Genomic DNA, 25328 nt, shown 5'->3' with positions numbered 1-25328 from the left:
CCAGTAAGCCAGCGATTGCCGGCCTTCATGGGATACGACGAACGACGCGGATCGATTTCGACATCGCCAGCGCATCGGCCGACGAACGGTCGAGCGCGCGTCAGAACAGGATGTTGATCATCACCACGATGACGAACGAATAGATCAGCGACAGCGGGCCGCCGATGCGCCAGAGGTCGCGTGGGCTGTAGCCCGCGGGGCCGGCGATCATCGAGATGACCGGGTTCGACGCGGTCATGAAGTTGTTCGATGCCGACAACGCGACGGTGAGCGCGAATGCCGTCGGGTCACCGCCTGACGCGAGTGCCAGATTGATCGCGAGCGGGACAACGACAATCGTCGCGCCGACGTGGCTGATCACCAGCGAAAGCGCCGTGGTGCCAATCGCGATGAGGACCTGCAGCAACCAGGTCGGCGTGCCGGACGGCAGGCGTTCGACGGTGTGGCCCGCGAGCCATGCCGCCGCGCCGCTGGAATCCATCGCCCAGCCGAGCGGGATCAGGCAGGCCATCAGGAACACCGTCTTCCAGTTGATCGCCTGATAGGCCTCGTCGATGTCGATGACGCCCGCGATCAGCATGCCCGCCACGCCCGTCATCAGCGCGATCGACACCGGCAGTCGCGACGACAGCGCCAGCAGCATGGCCACGGTGAAGATGACGATCGCGATGCGGAACTTGTGCGGGCGCTGCTTGGCCTTCGGGTAGTCGGTGACGATCGCGACTTCGCGAGTCGACGCGATTTCCGCGAGATCGGTCCAGATGCTGTGGAAGACGAGCATGTCGCCGGCGCGCAGTGCAACGTCGCGCACGTCATCGCGAATCACTTCGCGGCCGCGGTTGATCGCCAGCAGATAGATGCCGTAACGGCGGCGCAGTTGCAGTTCGCCCGCGGTCTTGCCGATGTAGCGCGACGTCGCGGGCACCACCGCTTCGGAAATGCCGGCGCGTGCGGGATTGAACAGGTCCGCGAAGTTGCGCAGCCGCGTGCCGATACGCAGGAACTGCGCCTGCGCGAAATCCGTCACCTGCTGCTGCGGACCCATCACGCCGAGCACGCTGCCCGCGAGAAGTCGCGCATCGGCCGCGGGCGACAGGCGGCTTTCGTCGCCCGTCTTGAGCGCCAGAAGCATGGGCACGCCGTGCAGGCGTTCGACGTCGCCGATGCTCAGCCCGACCAGCGGACTGTCGTCGGTCACTTCGAGTTCGTAGACATCGCCTTCGATGCCGTGCGCCTGCGCGAAGTAGCTTTCGGTACGGCCGGGCGTCGCGCCTTTACCTTCATCGTCGGGCAGCGCCTTCAGGCCGCGGAAGTGGAAGTAGGCGAGCGACGAGGCGAGCAGCACGAGGCCGATCGGCATCGGCCGGAACATGTGCAGCGGTTCGAGCGTCGCCGCACCGGAGGGCAGATTCGCGTTCGCCGCAACGAGAAGGTCGTTGAGAAGAATGAGCGGCGAGTTGCCGACCATCGTCAGCCCGCCACCCATCACGATCGCGGCGGCGATCGGCAGTAGCAGCTTGGGCAGCGACAGACCGGTGCGCGACGACAGCCGCGCGGCGACCGGCATGTACAGCGCCATCACCGACGGGTTCTGCATGAACGACGAATTGAGGCCCGCGATGCCCGTCGTCAAAAGGAACAGGCGTTGCTCGTCGCCATGCGCGCGTCGCAGCAGCCAGCCGGCGAGGCGATTGAGTGCGCCGGTGCGATCGAGGCCCGCGCCGAGGATCATCGTCGAGATGATCGAGATGACGGCGTTGCCCGAGAAGCCGTTGAACAGCGCGTCGGGTTCGATGATGCCGGTGAGGCCGAGCAGCACCAGCACGACCAGCGCCACGACGTCGGCGCGGATCCGCTCGAACAGGAACATCACCATGGTGAAGGCGGTGATCGCCAGCACCACGACCATGTCCTGCGTCAGCGGAAGCGCGACGTCATCCATCGCTCAGCGGGCTCCGGATCGCGCGTCGTGCGCGTGTGGGGCGGTGCAGGCGCGGGCGACGGTTTGCGTCATCCCACGCGGTCGTACAGAAGGTCCCAGACGCCGTGTCCGAGTTTCAGGCCGCGCTTCTCGAAATGCGTTTCGGGACGCCACTCGGGCCGCGGCACGAATCCGCGCGGACCGGCACGATTGACGATGCCCGGCGTCGCGTCGAGCACGTCCCACATGTGCTCGGCATAACCTTCCCAGTCGGTCGCGAGATGCAGCAGGCCGTCCGGCGCGAGCTTGCGCACGAGCAGTTGCGCGAACGCGGGCTGCACGAGGCGGCGCTTGTGATGCTTCGACTTGTGCCACGGGTCGGGGAAGTAGATACGCACTTCTTGCAGCGCGCCGTCCGCGATCTCGTTCTCCAGCACTTCGACGGCGTCGTGGTGATAGACGCGTGCGTTGGTCGTGCTGTCTGCAGCGAGTGCATTGAGCAATCGACCGACGCCCGGAGCATGCACTTCGATGCCCACGTAGTCGCGCGCCGGATCGTTCGTCGACGCGAAACGAAACGCCTCGCCGTTGCCGAAGCCGATCTCCAGCACGCGCGGCGCATGGCGACCGAACGCGACGTCGAAATCGCGCGGCTGGGCCGTGTAGTCGAGACCGTAACGCGGCCACTGATCGTCGAACGCACGCTGCTGCGCGTCGCTGAAACGCCCCTGCCGCAGCACGAAGCTGCGGATGCGACGGTGGCCTTCTTCGACGGTGAAGGGTTTCGCCTGCGGGACATGCGGCTCCGTCATCAGCCGATCAGTCCGTCCACCGGTGACGACGCGCTCGCAAAGCGCTTGCGCGGGATGCGGCCGGCCTTGAACGCGGCGCGGCCGGCTTCGACCGCGAGCTTCATCGCATGCGCCATCAGCACCGGATCCTTTGCGCCGGCGATCGCGGTGTTCATCAGCACGCCGTCGCAGCCGAGCTCCATCGCAATACTCGCGTCGGATGCAGTGCCGACGCCGGCGTCGACGATGATCGGCACCTTCGCCTGCTCGATGATCTCGATCAGGTTGTACTTGTTCTGGATGCCGAGGCCAGAGCCGATCGGCGCGGCCAGCGGCATCACCGCCACGCAGCCGATCTCTTCGAGGCGCTTGGCGAGGATCGGGTCGTCGGACGTGTAGACCATCACGTCGAACCCGTCGGCGACGAGCGTCTCCGCGGCCGCAAGCGTCTGCACCACGTCGGGATACAGCGTGCGCTGGTCGCCGAGCACTTCGAGTTTCACCAGCTTGTGGCCGTCGAGCAGTTCGCGCGCGAGGCGGCAGGTGCGCACGGCGTCGTCGGCGGTGTAGCAGCCGGCCGTGTTCGGAAGGATGGTGAAGCGCTCGGGCGGCAGCACGTCGAGCAGGTTCGGCTCGCCGGGGTTTTGGCCGATGTTGGTGCGTCGGATCGCGACGGTGACGATCTGCGCGCCAGCGGCGTCGGTGGCGCGGCGAGTCTCGTCGAGGTCGGCGAACTTGCCGGTGCCGGTCAGAAGGCGCGAGGAATAGGCGACACCCGCGATGACGAGCGGGTCGGACGAGGCGAAATCGATCATCGGGGGATTATCGCATCGTGAGTGGTAGGAATTGGGCGGGGCGAGTCGTGGTGGCGAGGGACTTCCGTGGTGCGTTGTCCGGGCGGCGCCGGCGCCTATCGCGGGATCGCGGCGGCGGCGCGACCGGTCACGCGTCGCACCACGTCGGTCCTTCGCTGCGTCACCCGGTCGCGCAACGCCCGGCCCGCGCCAGCGGCGCGGTCGTTCTCGGTGCGCACGCGGCGACGCCGCGTAAGCGCGCACCGCTCACCCGGCCGGCGCCAGCGGCGCCGGCGTTCGGAAGGACTACGCGGCATGCCGCGTAAGCAGCCCTTCCTCACCCACCTCCCAACGCATGCACGATCTCGACCCGGTCGCCGTCGTGCAGCACATGCCCCGCATGCCGGCTGCGCGGGACGATCTCGCCGTTGATCTCGACCGCCACCCGCCGTTCGCCGAGGCCCTCGAGTTCCAGCAGGCCGAGCAGGTCGGTGGACGCGGGCACGCTGCGCGGCTCGCCGTTGAGCTGGAGGTTGAGACTCGATTCCATCGCCCATTGTCGCCTCGCCGGGCGGCCCTCGCATCCCTTCCTGAAGCGGTTTGGCCTATGTCGGACGCCGCTTGCGTAACGGGACCTTCACGTGCTTCGATGCCGGCCATCCGCCCGCGTACGCGGCGGTCCCACCGTTTTCAAGGACGCAACGATGAAACCTGTTCGTACCGCGCTGGCCGCCGCGCTTGCCCTTGCCGCGATGCCCGCCTTCGCGCAGACCTATTCCCAGACCGTGTTCTTCGGCGACTCGCTGACCGATACAGGCGCGCTTCGTCCGGCACTGGTCGCGCAGGCCGGTCCATCCGCCGCCATCGCGGGTCGCTTCACCACGAACCCGGCTCTGATCTGGGCTGAGTATCTGGCCGACTTCTACGGCACCAGCGCGACGCCGTACTACCAGTACGGGTTGCCGAACACGCCTACGGCGCGGACGACGAACCCGAGCGGCACGGATTTCGCGATCGGTGGCGCTCGCGTCGCTGTGGACGCGCCGAATCCGTTTGCCCCGACTCTGCCGGCAGCGATCGCGCCGCCGGTCGCCTCCCTGCAGACACAGGTCAATACGTACCTCGCCAATAACGGCGGCCGCGCGGATCCGAATGCGCTGTATACCGTCTGGGGTGGTGCGAACGACATCTTCAATGCGCCAACGAGTTCGCCGACGGCTGCAGGCGCTGCAGTGGGCGCTGCGGCGACTGCCCAGGTCGCGATCGTCAATCAGCTGAGCAACGCGGGCGCCCGGTACATCGTCGTGGCCACCGTTCCAGACATCGGTGCGACGCCGTCCGCTGCCGCACAGCACACGACGTCGCAGGGTACGCAGTTGTCGACGCTGTACAACAACACGCTTTTCAGCGGCCTGGCCGCCGGCAGCGCTAACGTAATCCCGCTCGACACGTTCCATCTGTTGGGCGAGGTCATCGCGAATCCCGCGCAGTTCGGTATCGCCGACGTTACGCATACAGCCTGCCAGCCGCAGATCACGGCGCAGTCGCTGACATGTAATCCGACGACGTACATCAACGCAAACGCGCCGTACACCTATCTGTTCGCAGACGGCGTGCATCCGACGCTCGCCGGTCACCAGATCATGGGCGACTACGCGATCTCGATCCTCGAGGCGCCGCGCCAGATCCAGCTGCTGACGCACACCACGTCGGTCATCAACCGCTCGCGCGCCGAAGTCGTCGGTGGCGAGGCGATGGCGCGCTCGATGGTCGAGGGCGACGGCTCGCGCTGGTGGGTGAATGCGCGTGGCGACTTCCAGCGTTACGGCAAGGGCGACCTGTATGACGGCACCGGTCCGTCGCTGACCGGCGGCGTCGACTGGAAGTCCGGCAACGTCGTGTACGGCGGCTTCGGCGGCTTCGGTCGCAGCTCGTTCGACTGGGGCAACAACGGCGGCGAGTTCGACCAGCACGACGCGACGCTCGGCGGCTACATCGCCTGGCACAGCGGCGCGGCATGGGTCGACGGCCAGCTGAGCTACACGCGCACCAACTACGACACCGACCGCCACGTGCAGCTGGGCAACGCCGAGCGCATCCATCGCGGCGGCACCAATGGCAACACGCTGACGCTGGGCGCCGAAGGCGGCTGGGAGTTCGGCACCGGCGCGTTCAAGCACGGCCCGGTGATCGGCGTGCTGTCGCAGCACATCGACATCGACGGCTTCGAGGAAGACCAGGCGACGCTGTCCACCTCGCTTGCCTATCCGGACCAGTCGTTCGATTCGCTGATCGGCAAGATCGGCTGGCAGGCGCATTACGACGCCGGCGTCGTGATGCCGTATGCCCGCCTGACCTTCGACCGCGAGTTCGAGGACCAGCCGGAGCAGGCGTTCGCGCGTTCGCAGTCGCTGTCGACCACGGGTGACTACGCGGTGCCGGGCGTCCAGCTCGACGACACGTACTCGACGCTGGCGTTCGGCGTGCGCACCAAGGCGTTCGGCCTCGACACCAACATCGGTGCGAGCCTGACCGAGATGCAGAAGGGCGGCAACGACGCGTCGGTGTTCCTGACCGTCGGCAGCGGGTTCTGATCGACCGCCGCGCGCGTTGCCAAGCGGCGCGCGCGCGGCCTAGACTTCAGGCCTCGCGGGTGTAGTTCAATGGTAGAACTGCAGCTTCCCAAGCTGCTAGCGTGGGTTCGATTCCCATCACCCGCTCCACATAAACGAAACGGCGACCAGTCACACTGGCCGCCGTTTTCGTTTTCGCCAGGGGAAAAGCCAGTGGACATCCCGTCGTCCCCGATCGTGGTCGGCTGGCGTGAGCGCGTGGCCCTGCCGGACCTCGGCCTGGCCGCGGTGCGGGCGAAGATCGACACCGGCGCGCGCACGTCCGCGGTGCATGTCGACACGCAGTGGCGCTTCGAGCGCGACGGCGCGTCGTGGGTCGGCTTCCGCATGAGCCCGAGCGCGCGTCGCACCGTCGAACTCGAAGCACCCATCCACGACGAGCGCGACGTCGTCGACTCCGGCGGCCATCGCACCACGCGCATCTTCCTGCGCATGCGGATGTCGCTGGGCGGCTTCGAGCGCGAGATCGAAGTGAACCTCGCCGACCGTCGCGACATGCGGTTTCCCATGCTGATCGGCCGTACCGCGCTATCCGGAATTTTTACGGTCGATCCGTCACGATCCTATGTGCACGGCCGCGCCGCGCGCCGTTCCCCCATGCCGACATCTCTCCCATGAAACTCGCGATCCTCTCGCGCAACAGCTCGCTGTATTCCACGCGCCGCCTCGTCGAGGCCGCGCGCGAAGAAGGCCACACCGTCCGCGTGCTCGATCCGCTGCGCTGCTACATGCGCATCGCGTCGGAAGGCTTCGCGATGCACTACAAGGGCAAGGCGCTGACGGGGTTCGACGCGGTGGTGCCCCGCGTCGGTGCGTCGATCACGCGTTACGGCTCGGCGGTGCTGCGCCAGTTCGAACTGATGGGCACGTACACGCCGAATCCGTCGGACGCCATCCTTCGCGCGCGCGACAAGCTGCGCGCGCACCAGCTGCTGGCGGCCGAAGGCATCCGCATGCCGGTCACCGTGTTCGGCGACAACCCCGACGACACCAGCGACCTGCTCAACCTGCTCGGCGCGTCTCCGCACGTCATCAAACTCACCGAGAGTTCGCAGGGCACGGGCGTGATCCTCGCGGAGAAGCTGTCGGCCTCGCGCGGCATCACGGAAGCGCTGCGCGGCCTGTACGCGAACTTCCTGGTACAGGAGTTCATCGCTGAGGCGAAGGGCGCCGACCTGCGCTGCTTCGTCGTGGGCGACAAGGTCATCGCCGCGATGCGGCGGCAGGCGCCGGCCGGCGAGTTCCGCTCGAATCTGCACCGCGGCGGCACCGCGGTCGGGGTCAAGCCGACCAAGGCGGAGGTCGAGGTCGCCGTCCGGGCGACGGAGGTGCTGGGCCTGGGCGTCGCGGGCGTCGACCTGATCCGTTCCGACCGCGGTCCGCTGGTCCTCGAGGTGAACGCTTCGCCCGGGCTGGAAGGCATCGAAAAGGCCTCCGGAAAGGACGTTGCGGGTGAAATCGTGCGCTTTGTTGCACGGGCGTGCCCACCGGCGAAGCCGGCCCGGACCGCCCGTAAGAAATAACGATTCCTTTACGAAAAAACCGGTACGCGCTTAACCATCGTTTAAGGGTTTCGGGCGTAGCGTGCCCCGACCGCAGCTCATCCCGGGGTGGCTCCTCGGCGGGCCGCGGTAATCGGGGTAACACTTTTTGCCCGGGCGCTCGCGTCCGGGCACTTTTTTTGGTGCCGCCGGTCAGATGTGAACACCGTGCATGAACAGCCGTCTGACACAATCGAGCGATGCATACGCGAACCTCCGATCCCCGCGCTTCCCACGCCCCGAATCCGATGGTTTCGGGTAGCCGGCTCCAGCCTCAGGAAACCTCCATGCGCATCCTTGTCATCGAGGACAACCAGGACATCGCCGCGAATCTCGGCGACTTCCTCGAAGACCGCGGCCACACCGTCGATTTCGCCGCCGACGGCATCACCGGCCTCCACCTCGCGGTCGTGCACGACTTCGACGCCATCGTGCTCGACCTCAACCTTCCGGGCCTCGACGGGCTCGAGGTCTGTCGCAAGCTGCGCAACGAAGCGCGCAAGCAGACGCCGGTGCTGATGCTCACGGCGCGCGATTCGCTCGACAACAAGCTTGCGGGCTTCGACTCCGGCGCCGACGACTACCTGATCAAGCCGTTCGCGCTGCAGGAAGTGGAAGTGCGGCTCGCCGCGCTGTCGCGTCGCGGACGCGGCGTGCAGACGCGCGTGCTCAACACGGCCGACCTCGAATACAACCTCGACACGCTCGAAGTTCGCCGCCAGGGCAAGCTGCTGCAGCTCAACCCGACCGCGCTGAAGATCCTGCAGGCGCTGATGGAAGCATCCCCGGCAGTAGTGACGCGCCAGGAACTCGAAACGCGCGTCTGGGGCGAGGAGCTTCCGGATTCCGACTCGCTGCGCGTGCACATCCACGGTCTGCGTGCGGTGGTCGACAAGCCGTTCGGCGTGCCGCTGATCCAGACGCGCCACGGCATCGGCTATCGCATCGCCGCGCCCGACGGCGGCGTCTGATCCGACGCGCGCTACGTCGCCCGGCCTCGTGAACGGCCGCGCGAACGCATAGACTGCGCCAACTCCGCAGAGCCGACGACCTATGGCGTCCGCCAGCCCGGCCGCGTCCCCGCGCGGCCGCATCCGTACCCGATACCGCCGGAGGCTGCGCAGCCGAATCATCCTTGGCTTCGTGTTGCTGGGTTTCAGCCTGACGGCGCTGTTTGCGGTTGCGACGCTCGCGTTGCGTGATCGGCTCGAGAGCCAACTCGTCGAGCGCACGCTGATGCGCGAAGTGAGCAGCCTGACGCGTCAGGTCGAAGTCGATCCGACCGCGCCGAAGTTCTTCCTGACATTCGATGCGCGGACGTGGAGCGATCGCAAGGCCTACACCGTCGACCCTCACTATCGGGATCTTTCGCCCGGCATCCACGACGTTCGCCAGCTCGCGCCCAACGGTGAATGGCATGACTACAAGGTCGCCGTCCGGAAGGGCGTGCTCAACGACGGCGAACCCTTCACCAGCCTGATTCGATACGACGTTACCGGTGCGGCGGAGACTGCATCGAAGCTGCGACAAGGCGTGATCGTTTCGGTGTTCGCATTCACTCTGCTGTCGTTTCTTTTGGGTTGGTGGTCGGCTTCCCGCGTCATGAGCCCGGTACTCGAACTCGCGAAGCGCCTTAAGCGCTCGCGCGCCGGACTCAACGAACCACTTGCGAATGATTTCGCCGACGACGAAGTCGGGCAGCTCGCCGCTGCGCTCGACGAATACTCCACGCGCCTCACCCACGTCGTGCAGCGCGATCGAGAATTCAATGCGGACGTCAGCCATGAGTTGCGCACACCGCTCGCGGTGATCCGCGGCGCGGTGGAGTTAATGCTTGCGCGCGATGGCGTCGACGAGAAGACGCTGAGCAGGATGATGCGCATCCAGCGCGCAGAACAGCAGTGCACCGACCTCATCAGTGCGCTGTTGCTGTTGTCGCGCAACGAGCGCGGATCGGGCAGCACCGATGTAGCGAAGGTCGCCGAGCAATTGCTCGATGCGCATCGCGCGCAGCTCGGTGGCAAGCCGGTGACATTGAGCATCGAAGGCCAGCGCGGGCTTGTCGTCGATGCGCCCGAATCGGCGGTGACCGTCGCGCTCAACAACCTGATCGGAAACGCGGTGAAGTACACCGCGGAAGGTGCGGTCGTCGTGCGCCTTAAGCCGCTCGCGGTCGATGTCGTCGATTCGGGGCCGGGGCTTAGCCCGGAAGACGCGGCACGCCTGTTCGAGCGTGGCTATCGCGGCACCCATGCGGGACATTCGCAGGGCGGCGGCATCGGCCTATCGATCGTTCGCCGCCTGTGCGAACTGTACGGCTGGCAGGTACAGGTCAAGCCGGGCGCAGAACGCGGCGTGGTCGCGACGCTGACCTTCGGTTGAAAAGCGCGACGCCGAATCAGCGTCGCGCCTGGTCCATCAGCCTTCCAGCGGTTCAAGCCAGCCGTAGCGGTCCGGCGTCGTGCCTTCGAACAGACCGAAGAAGAGGTCCTGGATGCGCTTGGTCAGCGGCCCCGTCTTGCCTGCGCCGATCTGGCGACCGTCCACCGAACGGATCGGCGTGATCTCCGCCGCGGTGCCGCACATGAAGAGTTCGTCGCAGAGGTAGAGATATTCGCGCGGGATGTCGCGCTCGATCACGGTGATGCCGTTGTCGCGCGCGAGCGTCATGATCGTGTTGCGCGTGATGCCGTTGAGCAGCGCGGCGCTGACCGGCGTCGTGTGCAGCACGCCGTCGAACACGAGGAACAGGTTCTCGCCGGCGCCTTCGCTGAGCAGGCCGGTGGACGCCAGCGCGATGCCTTCGCCGAAGCCGAGACGACGCGCTTCACGCGCGATCAGCTGGCCGGACAGGTAATTGCCGCCGGCCTTCGCGCCCGCAGGAATCGTGTTCGGCGCAAAGCGCTGCCAGCTGGAGACGCAGGCATCGATGCCCTGCTCGAGCACGCCTTCGCCCAAGTACGGTCCCATGAACCAGGAGGCGACCGACACGTCGACCGGCGTTTCCGCCGACAGGCCGAACCCGCCGAGGCCGCGGTAGGCGAGCGGGCGCAGGTAGGCGCGCGTCAGGCCATTGCGCAGGATCACCTCGCGGCAGGCCGCGTTGATCTCGTCGAGCGAGTAGGGGATCGCCATCTCGTAGATGCGCGCCGACGCGTACAGGCGGCGGTTGTGCTCGGTCAGGCGGAAGATCGCCGGGCCGTTCGGGGTCTCGTAGCAGCGGATGCCCTCGAACACGGACGAGCCGTAGTGCAGCGCATGCGACATCACGTGCGTGGTCGCCTCGGCCCACGGCTTGATCGCGCCGTTGTGCCAGATCCATTCGGGGTAGTGCATGCGCGACGTCCGGTGCAGGGAAGCGCGTATTGTGCCCTGAGCCGGCAGGACGACGTCAGTCGACCGGCGGTGCGTCCGGTGGCGGCGGGGCGTCCGTGGCGGGCGCAGGCGGGGTTGTAGACGCGGCTGCAGGCGCACGACGCGCACCGCCCTCGACGATCCACCAGCAGTCCAGGTACTTGCGCAGGCCGAACACGGCGCGGATCGGCGTGCTGCCCTTCGCCGACGTCTGCTCGAGCCGCAAAGCGATCGGCGGGTGCGTAGGCGGCACGGAGGACGGGTAGGGCTCGCCGTCGGGCCAGACGGGCTGCAGGTCGACCAGCGGGCGATCGACGACCGCCTGCAGGCGATCCATCAGGGCGTAAGCCTCGCGCGTGCCCGTTCCGCTCCAGAGATAGACGGACGCCAGGCGATTGACGTCATGTGCCTCGACGGACGACGTCACCTCGTAGGCGAGGTCCCGCAGCGTGCGCGGACAGGCCGGGCGGTAACTGCGCAGTTGCGGCGTCGACCCGGATGGATTCGGCGTGGCCACGCGCTCCTGCGCGCCGATGGCGTCGCAGCGCTGGTCGGTATAGACCTCGGTGCCGTTCGGCATCACGCAATGGCGCACCTGCGCGAACCCGGCAAGCGGGAACGCGCAGAGGATCAGGACGATCAGGAGCAGGGAATGGCGTCGCACCCGCCAAGCCTAAAGCCGGCGCGGTGCGACGTCGCCCTCTCGGACGTCAGAAGTGGACGAAATAGCAGCCCGCGTAGCGCTCGACGTTCAGTTCCATCGACTGCGGGACGTTCTTGCCGACCATCGACATCTGCAGGATGCCCGCGCGGCCGTCGCCCGGCGAAGCGTTGTCGGCGGATGCGAGCTGCGCGCCGAGACCCATCTGCGCGTCGAAATACTGCGTCGACACGAGCTGCTCGTGCGTCAGCCTTTCGAGACGCGCCATCACCGGCGTCGCTTGCTGCTTGGTCATGCCCGCCCACTGCCAGCTCTCGGCGAGACGGTTGACGTCGCGCATCACCATCGAGCCCTGGATGTCCATCGCGAGTTGCGTTGGCGTACGTGCGCAGCCGTCCGCAAGCGAACGACGGCCGACGTTCGACGACGGCGCGATCGCGTTGCTCTGCGACGCATCGGCATACGCCTCCGGCTCGCGCGACGCTTCGCTCATCAAGCGCATGCCGAGATCTTCGGAAACCGGCGCGGGCGTTGCACCGAACGCACCGCAGGGCTTGTCGGTATAGACGGACGTGCCGTCTGGCGCGCGGCAACGCTGGATGCCGGTGTACGCGGCATGCACGTCGGGCGCGACCGGCAACGTGAGTCCAAGACCCAGCGCGAACGTGAGCAAGGACATCGGGACTTTCATGGCGCGCACCTGCAGACTTCGGTGCGTGCATGGTCGAAACGCGTATGTCAACGCGAAGTGTGACAAACGCCTTGGAACTGAACCGCTAGCGAACTGATCCGGAAAATCAGCGCATTTGCGTCAAAACGTTCAGAGTCGGTTTCGACAGATTCAACGTGTAGAAGTGAAGCGACGGTGCGCCGCCTTCTATCAAGCGGCGGCAGAGTTGTCCGACGACTTCCGCACCGAACGCGCGCACGCTGTCGGCGTCATCCGCGTACGCGAGCATGCGTTGCGCGACCCAGCGCGGGATTTCCGCGCCGCACAGTTCCGAGAAACGACGGATCTGGCTGAAGTTCGCGATCGGCATGATGCCGGGCACGACCGGGATGTCGATGCCCGCGCGACGCACGTCGTCGACGAAACGGAAATACGCATCGGCGTTGTAGAAGTACTGCGTGATCGCACCGTTCGCACCGGCGCGCACCTTGCCGATGAAGTTGCGAAGGTCGGCCTGCGAATCGCGCGCCTGCGGATGCATTTCCGGATACGCGGCGACTTCGACGTGGAAGTGATCGCCGGTTTCCTCGCGGATGAACTTCACCAGTTCGTCGGCGTAGCGGAACTCGCCGGCGCTGACCATGCCGGACGGCAGGTCGCCGCGCAGTGCCACCAGCCGCTTCGCGCCGAGCGCGCGATAGAGCTTGAGCAGGCCACGGATTTCTTCGCGCGAGCCGCCCATGCAGGTGATGTGCGGCGCCGCGTCGAAGCCGTCGGTACGCAGCTTCTGGATGGTCTCGGGCGTGTGGCTGAGCGTGGAGCCGCCCGCGCCGAACGTCACGCTGACGTACTCGGGCCCCGCGCTACGGAGCTTGGCGACGGTCTTGTCGAGCTGCGCGTGCTGCTCGGGCGTCTTCGGGGGGTAGAACTCGAAGCTGACGGGAACCATGACGCGCCCAGCGAGGAAGTGGGCGCATTCTATCTTTCTATCGCGATAGAACGAAACAGCCGGGTGCGCAGCCGGTGCCGCACTGCTTACTGCGTCGTATGCGACCCGGTCGTCGTGGCGGCGGAAGCCGACGCGTGGACCAGCCGTCCGGTCTTCGCATCCATCGATGCGAGCTGGCCCGACGTATCGAGCAGCACGAATGGAACGCCTCCGGTCTTCAGCTCGTAAGGGCTGAACCAGCTCATCGACGATGCCGGCGTCGACGCGCCCGCGGCGATCACGCGTTCCGGAAACCCGGCCTTGCGCAGCACGTCGTCGGTCTGGCGATCGTTCCGCGCCATGATCTTCTGTCGCAGCAGGTCGGGCAGGGCGAGCGAGGGATCGAGCGCACTGCGATGCAGGCCGAGGCCCGAGTCGTAGGTCATTTCGCGGGTGGTCGCGGCGGCCCACATCAGTGCGCACGCGCTGGCGCAGCGACCGGTGACGCGCACTGCGATGCCGCGTGCGTTCGCGAGGTCGGCGACACGCAGCGCCTGCGCGCGCATTCCGCCAGGACCGCTGACGATGAGTCGTTGCGTGTCCGGATTGCGATCGAGCGCCGCGCGGACATCGTTTTCGAAGCGCTGGCCGATGACGCCGCTGATGCGCAGAGCATGGTCGTTCGCGACCACTTCGACCGTGGCGTTATCGGTGTCGACATCCGGCACGTCGGCCGCGCGCACCGCGCCCGTGACCACAAGGAGGGCGACGCTTGCTGCGACGAGAATGCGCTTCACTGACGTGCGACCGTTCGGAATCCCCGAGGCTCATCGTCGCGCAACCATCACATGGCTCCGTGCCGTTCGTCGCAGAAGCAGCGTGAACATGGCAACTGAATGTGCACGAGTCCGCAGTTTCACGGCGCTGGTTCACAACGCACTCACATTAGCCGTGCTGGACCGTGCTCCAGCACTTCGCCGAATCACTACCGGCAACCGGCCGTGGCCGTTTCCCACGCTCGCGCCAAACAAAACGGGCGCCGAAGCGCCCGTTCGTTACTGCCGATCGCGAGCGATCAGTAGCGGTAGTGATCCGGCTTGTACGGGCCGTCCTTGTCCACGCCGAGATACGCGGCCTGGTCGTCGGTCAGCACGGTCAGCTTCACGCCGATCTTCTCGAGATGCAGGCGCGCGACTTCCTCGTCCAGCTTCTTCGGCAGGATGTAGACCTTCGCCTCGTACTCGTCCTTGCGCGCCCACAGGTCAAGCTGCGCGAGCGTCTGGTTCGAGAACGAGTTCGACATGACGAAGCTCGGGTGGCCGGTGGCGCAACCGAGGTTCACCAGTCGGCCTTCGGCCAGCAGGAAGATCGAGTTGCCATTCGCGAACGTGTACTTGTCGACCTGCGGCTTGATGTTCAGGCGCACGGCGTCGGACTGGTTCAGCGCGTCGACCTGGATCTCGTTGTCGAAGTGGCCGATGTTGCAGACGATCGCCTGGTCCTTCATGCGGCTCATGTGCTCGAGCGTGATGACGTCCTTGTTGCCGGTCGTCGTCACGTAGATGTCGCCGCGGCCGAGCGTGGCTTCGATCGTGTTGACCTCGAAGCCTTCCATCGCGGCCTGCAGGGCGTTGATCGGATCGATCTCGGTGACCACGACGCGCGCGCCGTAGGCACGCAGCGAATGCGCCGAACCCTTGCCGACGTCGCCGTAGCCGCAGACCACCGCGACCTTGCCCGCGAGCATCACGTCCATCGCGCGCTTCAGGCCATCGGCCAGCGACTCGCGGCAGCCGTAGAGGTTGTCGAACTTCGACTTGGTGACCGAGTCGTTGACGTTGATCGCCGGCACCAGCAGCTCACCCGTTTCGGCGAGCTTGTAGAGGCGGTGCACGCCGGTGGTCGTCTCTTCGGAGACGCCCTTCCAGTCGGCAACGACCTTGTGCCAGAAACCCGGGCGCTCGGTGGCGACGCGCTTCAGAAGGTTCTTGATGACCTGTTCTTCGTGCGACGAAGCCGGCTCGTCGACCCACTTCGAACCCTTCTCGAGCTCGTAGCCCTTGTGGATCAGCAGGGTGACGTCGCCGCCGTCATCGACGACAAGCTGCGGGCCGAGGCCGCCCGGGAAGGTCAGCGCGTCGAGCGTGCAGTCCCAGTACTCCTCGAGCGACTCGCCCTTCCACGCGAACACCGGCGTGCCCGTTGCGGCGATCGCGGCGGCAGCATGGTCCTGCGTCGAGAAGATGTTGCACGAAGCCCAGCGCACGTCGGCGCCGAGATCCTTCAGCGTCTCGATCAGCACGCCGGTCTGGATGGTCATGTGCAGCGAGCCGGTGACGCGGACGTCCTTCAGCGGGCTCGACGGCGCGTACTTCGCGCGGATCGACATCAGGCCCGGCATTTCCTGCTCGGCGATGTCGAGTTCCTTGCGTCCCCAGTCCGCCAGCGAGATATCGGCAACCTTGTAATCGCCTTCCGTGGAGAAGGTCTTGGGCATAGCGTTCATTGGTAGCTCCGTGGTCGTGAGGGAATCCGCGTGTGACGGGATTCCTGCACGGGCGCCGTTTGGAAGATCGCCACCGAGCCTGGCCGTCGGCGTCGTGCGGTGCACGGTCGCTTGCGAACGGTCGCAGCGCCCCTCGGTGGGCGAGGGCATTGTATCAAGGCAGCGGATGGCCGACGGATGCCGGTACCGTCGCTCGTTACCAGTCGGTGGGCTTGTAGTCCTTGAGGAACTGGCCCCACACGTGCTCGCCGGTGTTGAGCCCGTGGATGATCGGGTCGACGATTCGCGCCGCGCCGTCGAGGATGTCGAGCGGCGGGTGGAAGCGTTCTTCGACGACCTTGCGTGCCGCGATCTCGACCGGATCCTCGTCCGTCACCCAGCCGGTGTCGACGGAGTTCATGTGGATGCCGTCGGCCTGGTAATCCGCGGCGGCGGTGCGCGTCATCATGTTGAGCGCGGCCTTCGCCATGTTCGTATGCGGATGACGCGTGGTCTTGAAGTTGCGATAGAACTGACCTTCGACTGCCGACACGTTGACGATGTGCTTGTCGTGTTCGGGCGTGCGCAGCATCAGCGGCTTCAGGCGCGCGTTGATGATGAAAGGCGCGACCGCGTTGACCAGTTGCGTCTCCAGCAGTTCGACCGCCGGCACTTCGTGCATCAGCAGGCGCCACGAATTGCGACCGCGCAGGTCGATCTGCTGCAGGTCCTGATCGAGCTGGCCTTCCGGGAACAGATGCTTCTGGCCGAGCAGTTCTTCCGCGAGCAACGGCACCTGCGAGAGTTCGGCCGCACGCGTCAGGCCCGCGGCATCGCGCAGGGCCTTCGCATCGGTCGACAGCAACGACTGCGCTGCATCGCCTTCCGGCAGCATCGTGTAGCTGCGCAGGCCCTCATAACGGCCGATGAGTCGACGGATTTCCTCGGGCGCCTCGTGCAGTGCGGCCGTTTCGCCGGCCATCATGTGCGCGTAGAACTCGGGCGGGCGACGCACCGTCTGGCAGGCGTTGTTGATGATGAAGTCGAGGCGGTCGTGCGTGCGCAGCAGCTCGGTGCAGAACGCTTCCACGCTCGGCGTGTGGCGCAGATCGAGCCCGAAGATCTCGAGGCGATGCGCCCAGTCGGCGAAGTCCGGTTCCTGCGCATAGCGCATCGCCGAATCGCGCGGAAAACGCGTGGTGACGATGAGCCGCGCACCCGCGCGCAGCAGCTTCATGCCGGCCTGGTAGCCGATCTTGACGCGGCCACCAGTCAGCAACGCGACGCGGCCGGTCAGGTCTGCAAGTTCAGTGCGCTTGAAGTAGTTGAAGTCCGCGCACGACGGGCAGAGCTGGTCGTAGAAGTGGTGCACCTGCGTGTACTTCTGCTTGCAGACGTAGCAGTGCAGAAGTTCGGGCGACTCACGGTCCGGCGTCGCGACATGCGGCGTCGGCGCTTCGAGCATCGGCTGACCGGCCGCGCTCGGCGGAAAGTAGTTCGGCGTGGTGAACACCGGCTTGCGACGCAGCTCGCGGATGCCGGTCGAATCGAGCAGCGTTTCCGTGCGACGGATGTTCTCGGCATTGCGTTCGCGCTCTCGCGCTTTCAGTCGCTGCCGGCGCGCGCGCGGATCCGGGTGGTAGACCTGCGCGACGACCGCATGCAGTTGGGCGCGATCCTCGGGTGGCACCGCGTCGAGAATCGTGCGATCGGCGGCGACGCGCGCGAGCAGGGCGGTCGCTTCGCGCACGCGCTCCGCGAGGTCGGACGCGGCGGGATCGGCCGCGACGGCGTCGGCGGCGTGGGATGCGTTCATAGGAATACCGAGAGTCAGCGAGCCGTCGAGAGTTGGCGGTCGTGGAGGGCCGGGCAGGCCGGCGCGGCGGCATTTTCGCATCAATGGCCCGGCGAAGCCGGCTTCGTCGACGAGATGCGCGTCCGGCAGCGTGACGCCGTTAACGCAGCGGCCGCGCGCTGACGGGAATGCCCAAACGAAACGGGCCGCTTTCGCGGCCCGTCCGGTGAAACATTCGAAGCGGCTTAGATGCCCGCTTCCTTGCGCAACGCGTCGGCGCGGTCGGTCTTTTCCCACGAGAAGGCGGTCGCGGTTTCCGACTTGCCGTCCTGACCGGTGTAGGTCAGCTCGTAGGGCGCGCGGCCGAAGTGGCCGTACGCGGCGGTCGGCTGGTACACCGGGTGGATCAGGTCGAGCATCTTGACGATGCCGTACGGGCGCAGGTCGAAGTGCGCGCGGATCAGCTGCTCGATCTTCTCGTCCGAGATCTTGCCGGTGCCGAACGTGGTGACCGAGATCGAGGTCGGCTCGGCAACGCCGATGGCGTACGACACCTGCACTTCGCAGCGCTCGGCAAGGCCGGCCGCAACGATGTTCTTCGCGACGTAACGCGCCGCGTACGCGGCCGAGCGGTCGACCTTCGACGGATCCTTGCCCGAGAACGCGCCGCCGCCGTGACGGGCCATGCCGCCGTAGCTGTCGACGATAATCTTGCGACCGGTCAGGCCGCAGTCGCCCACCGGGCCGCCGATCACGAAGATGCCGGTCGGGTTGATGTGCACCTTGTGCTTCGGCAGCGCCGACAGCCACTCGGCCGGCAGCACCGGCTTCAGGATTTCCTCGTAGACGGCCTCGACGAGGTCCTTCTGCGCGATGTCCGGATCGTGCTGGGTCGACAGCACCACGGCGTCGAGGCCGAGCACCTTGTGGTTGTTGTCATAGCGCAGGGTGACCTGCGACTTCGCATCCGGGCGCAGCCAGTTCAGCGTGCCGTTCTTGCGAACCTTGGCCTGCTGCTCGACGAGGCGATGGCTGTAGTACAGCGGCGCCGGCATGAACTCCGGCGCTTCGTCGCACGCGAAGCCGAACATCAGGCCCTGGTCGCCCGCGCCCTGTTCTTCCGGCGACGTGCGGTCCACGCCCGCGGCGATGTCCGGCGACTGCTTGCCGAGCATGTTGATGATCGCGCAGGTGTGGCCGTCGAAGCCGACGTTCGAGTTGTCGTAGCCGATCGCATTGATCACGTTGCGGGCGAGCGACTCGATGTCGACCCACGCCGACGTCGTGACTTCGCCGGCGACGATCGCGGCGCCGGTCTTCACCATCGTCTCGCAGGCCACGCGGGCGCGCTTGTCCTGCGCGAGGATCGCGTCGAGGACGGCGTCGGAGATCTGGTCGGCGATCTTGTCCGGATGGCCTTCCGAGACCGATTCCGAGGTGAAGAGGTAGCTGGACATCGGGTTATATCCTTGTATTCGGATAGAAAGATGGCCGCGCATGATACAGGCTCGGGGCCGACCGCGCATTCTGCGCCGGTCCACGCGCGGACGGGGTCAACGTCCGTTCAGAACACGGTCGCGCGTGCCTGCAGGAACGAATAGAAAAACACGGCGTTCGGATCGTTCTGCACCTGGTGCATTTCGCGGCGCATGCCGTCGACGATGTCCTGCGTCACCGCCCCGGCTTCGATCAGGTTGTCGGCCGCCGATAGCAGCAGTTCTTCCCAGAACGCGATCATGACCTTGCGACGGGCCGGCTCGCGGTTGTCGAAGTAGAACGTCTTCACTTCGGTCGACACGTCGCGATAGCCGCCGGCGAGCAGCAGGTTGCCGAGCTTGGCGCCCACGAACGGGTCGCCGCCGTGCTCGTGCTGGAAGTCGTTGAAGGCCATCCAGTAGCGCCAGACGTTGGGCGAATACGGGTCGAGGAAGAATGAGGAATTCATCACTTCGGTGATGTAGAGCGGCGAGCCGGGCATGAGCACGCGGCGCACTTCGTTCAGCACGCGCGCGGGCGACGGCACATGCTCGAGCACCCAGCACAGGAACGCGCCGTCGAAGCTGCGTGGTTCGAAAGGCAGGTCGGTGGCGTCGGCCTGTTGCAGGTCGTAGCGGCCGTCCAGCCAAGACATCGCGCCGAGATGCGCGCGCGCCGTCTCGAGTTGCGCCTCGCTGAAGTCGATGCAGGTGACGTGCAGGTCCGGAAACCTTCGCAACAGGATTTCGGTCTGCGCACCGACGCCGCTGCCGACCTCGAGCACGCGACGCGCGCCCGAATAGTCGATGTGCTTGAAGATCGTCGACTCGGCGATGCGCGCCTGGCGCATGAGGCGCGCCTGCTCCGTGCGCGAGAAGCCGTGCAGGTACACCTGGTCGGCGTTGGGGTCGGTCGTGGCGTCGGTCATGGCGGATCTCCGTATCGGCGCGATTGTCGCGACGCCGCGGAAAGCCGCCGTGAGGTCAGGCGGCTTCGCGCACCGGCACGCCGGCGATCAGCGCGTCAAAGTAGTCGCGGGTGAGGCGCAACTGTGCCTCGGCGGTCTCGGCACGGTTGACCACCGCGCGGAACGCCGCGTTCTCCGGCCGGTCCTTGGCGTACCAGCCCAAGTGCTTGCGCGCGATGCGCACGCCGGACAGTTCGCCGTAGAACGCATGCAGCGCGTCGAGATGTCCGAGCAGCACGTCGCGCACTTCGTCCAGCGACGGCGGCGGGAGCTCTTCGCCGGTCGCGAGGTAATGCGCGATCTCGCGGAAGATCCACGGACGGCCCTGCGCGGCGCGGCCGATCATCACCGCGTCGCAGCCGGTGTAGGCGAGCACTTCGGCGGCCTTGCTTGGCGAGTCAATGTCGCCATTGGCGACGACCGGAATCGACAGCGCCGCCTTCACCGCGGCGATCGTGTCGTACTCGGCGAAGCCGGTGTACTGCTGGTCGCGCGTGCGGCCGTGCACGGCGAGGGACGCGATGCCCGCGCCTTCGGCGATGCGCGCAATGGTCAACCCGTTCTTGGCATCCGCCGCCCAGCCGGTGCGGATCTTCAACGTCACCGGCACGTCGACCGCATTGACCACGGCTTCGAGGATGCGGCCCACCAACGCCTCGTCGCGCATCAACGCCGAGCCCGCCCATGCGTTGCAGACCTTCTTCGCCGGGCAACCCATGTTGATGTCGATGATCTGCGCGCCGTGGTCGACGTTATGACGCGCGGCGTCGGCCATCACTTCGGGCACCGTACCCGCGATCTGCACGCTGATCGGTGCGGGCTCGTCGACGTGGTCCATGCGGTGGCGCGACTTCGACGTGTTCCAGAAGCGCGGGTCCGACGTCGTCATTTCCGACACGCACAGCCCGGCGCCAAGCTGCTTGCAGAGCAGCCGGAACGGTTTGTCGGTAACGCCCGCCATGGGCGCGAGAATCACGCGGGGCGCGATCTCATGTGGGCCGATGCGCATGCCGCCATTCTACGCGGCGGGTCAGGCGGCGGCCGTGGCGTCCGGAAAGCGGGCCTGAACGTCGTTGCGCGACGGCATGGAGGGTGCAGCGCCGTGGCGCTCGGTCGACATGCTGGCGTACGCGATCGCGTAGCGCGCGTGGGCGGCGAACGGGAGCGACGGTTGTGCGGCGAGCGATGAGGCGAGTGCGCCGTTGAATGCGTCGCCGGCGCCGGTGGTGTCGACCACGCTCACGATTCGCGCGGGGAGTCGATAGTGGGATTCGCTGTCGCCGCGCATGGAGTCATCGGCATGCGAGACGAACGCACCGGCTGCGCCGAGCGTGATGACGACGGTGCCGTTCCGCAGCAGTGCGCGACACAGCGCGTGCAAGAGCGCGTCGTCCGCGTCGACCAGCGAACGCGCGTCGATCTCGCGACCGAGATGCGTGCGTACAAGCGCGGCGAACTCGGTTTCGTTCGGCGTCACGATGTCGGCTGACGCAAGCAGCGACGGTGCGACCGGGACATTCGCCGGTGCTGGATTGAGCATCGCGATCGCACCGGATGCGCGTCCGATCGCGAACGCTTCGAGCGCGGCTTCGCTCGGAGTTTCCAGCTGCACGAGCACGACCGCCGACGCATCCGTGCTCAGCGCATCGCGAACGTGCGATGCAGTCAACGTATCGTTCGCACCACCGGCAACGGCGATCGAATTGCGACCGTTCGCGTCGACGAAGATGCCGGCCGAACCGGTTGGTGCCTCGCTCGGCGCGTCGCGAAGATCGATGCCGTCGGCCACCGCGAGCGACCGCGCGTACACACCGCCCGCGTCGTCACCGAGTGCACAGACGAAGCGAGTCGACACGCCGGAACGCGCCGACGCCACCGCCTGATTGAACCCCTTGCCGCCCGGTCCGCTCATGTAGCGCGATGAACGCGTTTCGCCCGGAGCGGGCAGGGCGTCGAGCATCCAGACGTGGTCGACATTGAAGCTGCCGACCACCGTGACCATCGGCGTCATTGCGACGACTCAGGGATTGTTGACGTCGGCGGTGCCGTGGCCCGCAACCGCTGCGGCCGCGGTATGGCGATGACGGAACAGCGGCACGAACAGGATCGCCATCGCGAGCGAGTACAGGGCAAAGGTCGTCCAGATGCCGTGCCAGTCCTTCGCACCATTTGCGCCCGTGAAGAATCGATCGATCATCCAGCCGCTGATCGAGCTGCCGAGTACCGCGCCGATGCCGTTGGTCATCAGCATGAAGAGGCCCTGCGCCGATGCACGGATGCGCGGGTCGCTCTGCTGTTCGACGAACAGCGAACCGGAGATGTTGAAGAAGTCGAACGCCATGCCGTACACGATGCAGCTCAGCACGATCATCCACAGGCCCGGGCCCGGATCGCCGTAGGCGAACAGGCCGAAGCGCAGGAACCACGCGATCATGCTGATCGTCATCACCGCCTTGATGCCGAAGCGCTTCAGGAAGAACGGGATGGTGAGGATGAAGAGCGTTTCGGAGATCTGCGAGATCGAAATGATCACCGCCGAGTGGCGCACGCCGAACGAATCCTTGAACTGCGGCAGCGACTCGAAGTCCTTGAGGAACGTCACGCCGTACGCGTTGGTCAGCTGCAGCGCTGCACCGAGCAGCATGGCGAACACGAAGAACACCGCCATGTTGCGATCGCGAAATAGACGGAACGACGTCAGGCCGAGCGCGTCGATCAGCGAACGGCTGTCGTCGCGACCGAGGCGCGGCGGCGCGGCGGGAAGCGTGAAGCCGTAGATGCCGAGCAGGATCGAGCCGGCCGCGGCGACATAGAACTGACCCGGCGAGGATTCGAGCCCGAGCCAGCTCGTGGTCCACGTCGCGGCAATGAAGCCGACCGTGCCCCAGACGCGGATCGGCGGGTAATCGCGTACGACGTCGAGGCCCTCACCCTTCAGCGCGTTGTAGGCCACCGCGATCGCCAGCGAGATCGTCGGCATGTAGCAGAGCATCGTGGCGAGGATCAGCCAGAAGAACTGGTTGGGATCGGCCGCGCGCGGCAACAGGCACAGGAACACGCCGCCGAGGATGTGCAGCGCGCCGTACAGGCGTTCCGCGTTGATCCAGCGGTCGGCGACGATGCCCATCAGCGACGGCATGAACAATGCCGAGATGCCCATGGTCGAGAAGATCGCGCCGAAGCTCGTGCCCGACCACTGGCGGTTCTGAAACCAGTAGGCGCCGACCGTGATCAGCCACGCCCCCCAGACGAAGAACTGGAGGAAGTTCATCAGCGTGAGGCGCAGCTTGAGATTCACGGGCGGTCCTAGTGAGGCGCGGAAGTCGCCGCAGCGTAGAGGCAAAAGCAGCCGTGGTGAAGCCGGCCGGTGGCTGGCTACCTGACTAGCCGATTCCCCGGACCAGCGCCCAGATGCCCAGCGCTGCGAACACGGCGGCGGCGGTGAGGCGCGCGGCCTTCAGCGGCAGGCGATCGGCGAAGCGGCTTCCCAGCACCACCACCGGCACGTTCGCCAGCAGCATGCCGAGCGTCGTGCCCGTCACCACCGGCACGAAATCGTGGAATCGCGCGGCGAGGAGGACAGTGGCGACCTGCGTCTTGTCGCCGATCTCGGCGAGGAAGAACGCGATCGTGGTGGCGACCAGCGCGCCGTACTTGGACAGGCGATCGTCGCCGTCGTCGAGCTTGTCCGGCTTGAGCGTCCACAGTGCGACCGCGATGAAGCTGCCGGCGACGATCCAGCGCAGCACGTCGGGCGTGAGCAGCGACGACAGCCAGTCGCCGAGCGCGGCGGCGAGCGAGTGGTTGAGCACCGTCGCGATGACGACGCCGCCGACGATGGGCCACGGCTTGCGATAGCGCGCGGCCAGCATGAGGGCGAGCAGCTGCGTCTTGTCGCCGATTTCGGCGAGCGCGACCGTACCGGTCGAAATGAGGAGTGCGTTCATTGGGAGTCCGATGCCGGGCATGCACGAAGGCGCAACGCGGCCCGGCTGGACGCGTAACGCCTTCGGTCTTGCCCCGGACCGGATTGCGATCCTCCGCGCACCACGGCCGGCTGGCCGAGTGTGTTGACGCGCGGGCCGTCGATGCGACGGCGGACTACTCCCCGAGAGGAGCGTGCATTGTACCGATGCACCTGCGCGCCGCGGTGAATGCGCGCCGATGCAATCGATTACCGGACGTGCGTCACGTGTTGCGCAGTTACGATGCCTCGTCCCATCACGGAGCCGACCATGCACTACCGCCGCCTCGGATCATCCGGCCTGCCGCTGTCCGCACTGTCGTTCGGTGCGTGGCTCACTTTCGGCAACCAGGTGCCGCGCAGCGAATGCCGCAACCTCGTCGCCGCGGCGTGGGACCACGGCATCAACTTCTTCGACAACGCCGAGAGCTACGCGCAGGGCAACGCGGAGTCGGTGATGGGCGACGTCATCGCCGACCTGCGCCTGCCGCGCGACGGCTTCTGCGTGTCGAGCAAGGTGTTCTTCGGCGCGGCGGAAGATCCGCGGCCGACGCAACGCGGCCTCTCGAAGAAGCATGTGCACGACGCCTGCCATGCGGCGCTCAAGCGCCTGCGTGTCGACGCGCTCGACCTCTTCTATTGCCATCGTCCCGATCCCGACACGCCGGTCGAGGAAACCGTCTGGGCGATGGACGCGCTCATCCGCCAGGGCAAGGTGCTGTACTGGGGCACGTCGGAATGGCCGGCCACGCTGATCCGCGAGGCGCACCGCGTCGCGAAGTCGCACCACCTGCACGCGCCGATGATGGAGCAGCCGCAGTACAACCTGCTGCATCGCGAGCGTGTCGAACTCGAATACGCGCCGCTGTATGCGGAACTCGGTTTGGGGACGACGACCTTCTCGCCGCTCGCATCCGGCCTGCTCACCGGCAAGTACGCGAACGCATCGAAGGACGAACCGGCACGACTCGAACGCGAAGAGCTCGGCTGGCTCAAGCGCATCGTCGTCGGCGACGAAAGCCAGCGGCGCATCGAACGCGCCAGCCGTTTCGCCGAAGCCGCGAAGTCGATCGGCCATCCGCCGGCGACGCTCGCCATCGCCTGGTGCCTGCGCAACCCGCACGTGTCGAGCGTGATCCTCGGCGCAAGCCGCGTCGAACAACTGCTGCAGAACCTGCAGGCGCTCGAACTCGCCAACGCGCTCGACGAGGTGCAGTGGCAGCAGCTCGAGGCCGCTGCGGCGTAGACATATATATAGAGGGAGGTTGCACGCCGCGCGCGCGTCCGTCGTCGCGCCGTGCGGCCGCGCGGTTGCAGCCGCTCGCGAGGCCTATACTCGCCGCATCCA

The 25328-nt window shown here is 66.6% G+C and carries 23 protein-coding genes, 1 tRNA gene and 1 riboswitch; of the genes, 7 read left to right on the top strand and 17 right to left on the bottom strand.

What is annotated here, in order from left to right; genetic code table 11:
* Positions 1-100: 100 nt before the first annotated feature.
* The 4 genes from ACVWWW_RS12345 to thiS form a co-directional block, all read right to left on the bottom strand.
* Positions 101-1942, bottom strand: coding sequence for an SLC13 family permease (locus ACVWWW_RS12345; protein ID WP_027083284.1), 1842 nt, complete (start codon positions 1940-1942; stop codon positions 101-103).
* Between the two features lie 68 nt (positions 1943-2010).
* Positions 2011-2733, bottom strand: coding sequence for a tRNA (guanosine(46)-N7)-methyltransferase TrmB (gene trmB / locus ACVWWW_RS12340; protein WP_027083285.1), 723 nt, complete (start codon positions 2731-2733; stop codon positions 2011-2013).
* On the bottom strand, positions 2733-3527 hold the full coding sequence (locus ACVWWW_RS12335) for a thiazole synthase (RefSeq protein ID WP_027083286.1): 795 nt from the start codon (positions 3525-3527) through the stop codon (positions 2733-2735). Before ACVWWW_RS12335 ends, trmB begins: the two co-directional genes overlap by 1 nt.
* Before the next feature lie 316 nt (positions 3528-3843).
* A complete protein-coding gene (gene thiS / locus ACVWWW_RS12330) occupies positions 3844-4056 on the bottom strand; it encodes a sulfur carrier protein ThiS (RefSeq protein WP_027083287.1) in 213 nt (70 codons plus the stop codon).
* A 154-nt stretch (positions 4057-4210) separates the two neighbouring features.
* Here thiS and ACVWWW_RS12325 point away from each other — a divergent pair, with 154 nt between their 5' ends.
* The 6 genes from ACVWWW_RS12325 (at position 4211) to ACVWWW_RS12300 (ending at position 10062) form a co-directional block, all read left to right on the top strand.
* On the top strand, positions 4211-6100 hold the full coding sequence (locus tag ACVWWW_RS12325) for an autotransporter domain-containing protein (protein WP_036142049.1): 1890 nt from the start codon (positions 4211-4213) through the stop codon (positions 6098-6100).
* 55 nt (positions 6101-6155) lie between these two features.
* Positions 6156-6229: transfer RNA gene (locus ACVWWW_RS12320), tRNA-Gly, on the top strand.
* Positions 6230-6292: 63 nt separating this feature from the next.
* Complete coding sequence (locus ACVWWW_RS12315) at positions 6293-6757, top strand: putative ATP-dependent zinc protease (protein WP_196804379.1); 465 nt, start codon at positions 6293-6295, stop codon at positions 6755-6757.
* Entirely contained in the window at positions 6754-7662 is a 909-nt protein-coding gene (gene rimK, locus ACVWWW_RS12310; protein WP_051235223.1) for a 30S ribosomal protein S6--L-glutamate ligase, read from the top strand. The genes ACVWWW_RS12315 and rimK overlap by 4 nt, the downstream gene beginning before the upstream one ends.
* A 305-nt stretch (positions 7663-7967) precedes the next feature.
* Complete coding sequence (locus tag ACVWWW_RS12305) at positions 7968-8651, top strand: response regulator transcription factor (RefSeq protein WP_027083289.1); 684 nt, start codon at positions 7968-7970, stop codon at positions 8649-8651.
* Positions 8652-8733: 82 nt separating this feature from the next.
* Positions 8734-10062 (top strand): sensor histidine kinase, encoded by a 1329-nt coding sequence (locus ACVWWW_RS12300; RefSeq protein WP_027083290.1) that lies wholly within the window; start codon positions 8734-8736, stop codon positions 10060-10062.
* A 36-nt stretch (positions 10063-10098) separates the two neighbouring features.
* On the opposite strand, the gene ACVWWW_RS12295 is transcribed toward ACVWWW_RS12300, so the two are convergent.
* The 13 genes from ACVWWW_RS12295 to ACVWWW_RS12235 all read right to left on the bottom strand — a co-directional run bounded on the left by ACVWWW_RS12295 (position 10099) and on the right by ACVWWW_RS12235 (position 23963).
* A complete protein-coding gene (locus tag ACVWWW_RS12295) occupies positions 10099-11016 on the bottom strand; it encodes a branched-chain amino acid transaminase (protein ID WP_027083291.1) in 918 nt (305 codons plus the stop codon).
* Between the two features lie 55 nt (positions 11017-11071).
* Positions 11072-11698, bottom strand: coding sequence for a hypothetical protein (locus ACVWWW_RS12290; protein WP_051235225.1), 627 nt, complete (start codon positions 11696-11698; stop codon positions 11072-11074).
* Between the two features lie 46 nt (positions 11699-11744).
* A complete protein-coding gene (locus ACVWWW_RS12285; protein WP_155914343.1) occupies positions 11745-12374 on the bottom strand; it encodes a hypothetical protein in 630 nt (209 codons plus the stop codon).
* Positions 12375-12492: 118 nt separating this feature from the next.
* Positions 12493-13314 (bottom strand): methylenetetrahydrofolate reductase [NAD(P)H], encoded by an 822-nt coding sequence (gene metF / locus ACVWWW_RS12280; protein ID WP_027083293.1) that lies wholly within the window; start codon positions 13312-13314, stop codon positions 12493-12495.
* A gap of 86 nt (positions 13315-13400) precedes the next feature.
* Positions 13401-14090, bottom strand: coding sequence for a hypothetical protein (locus ACVWWW_RS12275; RefSeq protein WP_027083294.1), 690 nt, complete (start codon positions 14088-14090; stop codon positions 13401-13403).
* A gap of 278 nt (positions 14091-14368) precedes the next feature.
* Positions 14369-15799, bottom strand: a complete 1431-nt coding sequence (gene ahcY, locus ACVWWW_RS12270) for an adenosylhomocysteinase (protein WP_027083295.1) — start codon at positions 15797-15799, stop codon at positions 14369-14371.
* A 43-nt stretch (positions 15800-15842) separates the two neighbouring features.
* A riboswitch (S-adenosyl-L-homocysteine riboswitch) is annotated at positions 15843-15940 on the bottom strand.
* A gap of 55 nt (positions 15941-15995) precedes the next feature.
* Positions 15996-17594 carry an SDR family NAD(P)-dependent oxidoreductase gene (locus ACVWWW_RS12265; protein WP_027083296.1) on the bottom strand — a complete coding sequence of 533 codons (1599 nt, stop codon included), beginning with the start codon at positions 17592-17594 and terminating at the stop codon, positions 15996-15998.
* Positions 17595-17818: 224 nt separating this feature from the next.
* A complete protein-coding gene (gene metK, locus ACVWWW_RS12260) occupies positions 17819-19030 on the bottom strand; it encodes a methionine adenosyltransferase (protein WP_027083297.1) in 1212 nt (403 codons plus the stop codon).
* Between the two features lie 107 nt (positions 19031-19137).
* Positions 19138-19977, bottom strand: a complete 840-nt coding sequence (locus ACVWWW_RS12255; RefSeq protein WP_051235228.1) for a class I SAM-dependent methyltransferase — start codon at positions 19975-19977, stop codon at positions 19138-19140.
* 55 nt (positions 19978-20032) lie between these two features.
* Positions 20033-21025 carry a tRNA dihydrouridine synthase DusB gene (gene dusB, locus ACVWWW_RS12250; RefSeq protein ID WP_027083299.1) on the bottom strand — a complete coding sequence of 331 codons (993 nt, stop codon included), beginning with the start codon at positions 21023-21025 and terminating at the stop codon, positions 20033-20035.
* 21 nt (positions 21026-21046) lie between these two features.
* Complete coding sequence (locus ACVWWW_RS12245; RefSeq protein WP_027083300.1) at positions 21047-22027, bottom strand: ribokinase; 981 nt, start codon at positions 22025-22027, stop codon at positions 21047-21049.
* Between the two features lie 9 nt (positions 22028-22036).
* The gene (locus ACVWWW_RS12240) at positions 22037-23314 is read right to left on the bottom strand and encodes a nucleoside permease (protein ID WP_027083301.1); all 1278 of its coding nucleotides are present in this window, start codon (positions 23312-23314) and stop codon (positions 22037-22039) included.
* Positions 23315-23399: 85 nt separating this feature from the next.
* Complete coding sequence (locus ACVWWW_RS12235) at positions 23400-23963, bottom strand: TMEM165/GDT1 family protein (protein ID WP_027083302.1); 564 nt, start codon at positions 23961-23963, stop codon at positions 23400-23402.
* A gap of 288 nt (positions 23964-24251) precedes the next feature.
* On the opposite strand from ACVWWW_RS12235, the gene ACVWWW_RS12230 reads away from it, so the two are divergent.
* The gene (locus tag ACVWWW_RS12230) at positions 24252-25226 is read left to right on the top strand and encodes an aldo/keto reductase (RefSeq protein WP_027083303.1); all 975 of its coding nucleotides are present in this window, start codon (positions 24252-24254) and stop codon (positions 25224-25226) included.
* Positions 25227-25328 lie beyond the last annotated feature (102 nt).

This window comes from Lysobacter sp. HA18 (genome assembly GCF_054057595.1).
Note: the sequence above shows the minus strand (reverse complement) of the source record. Positions and strands in the feature narration are given on the sequence as shown.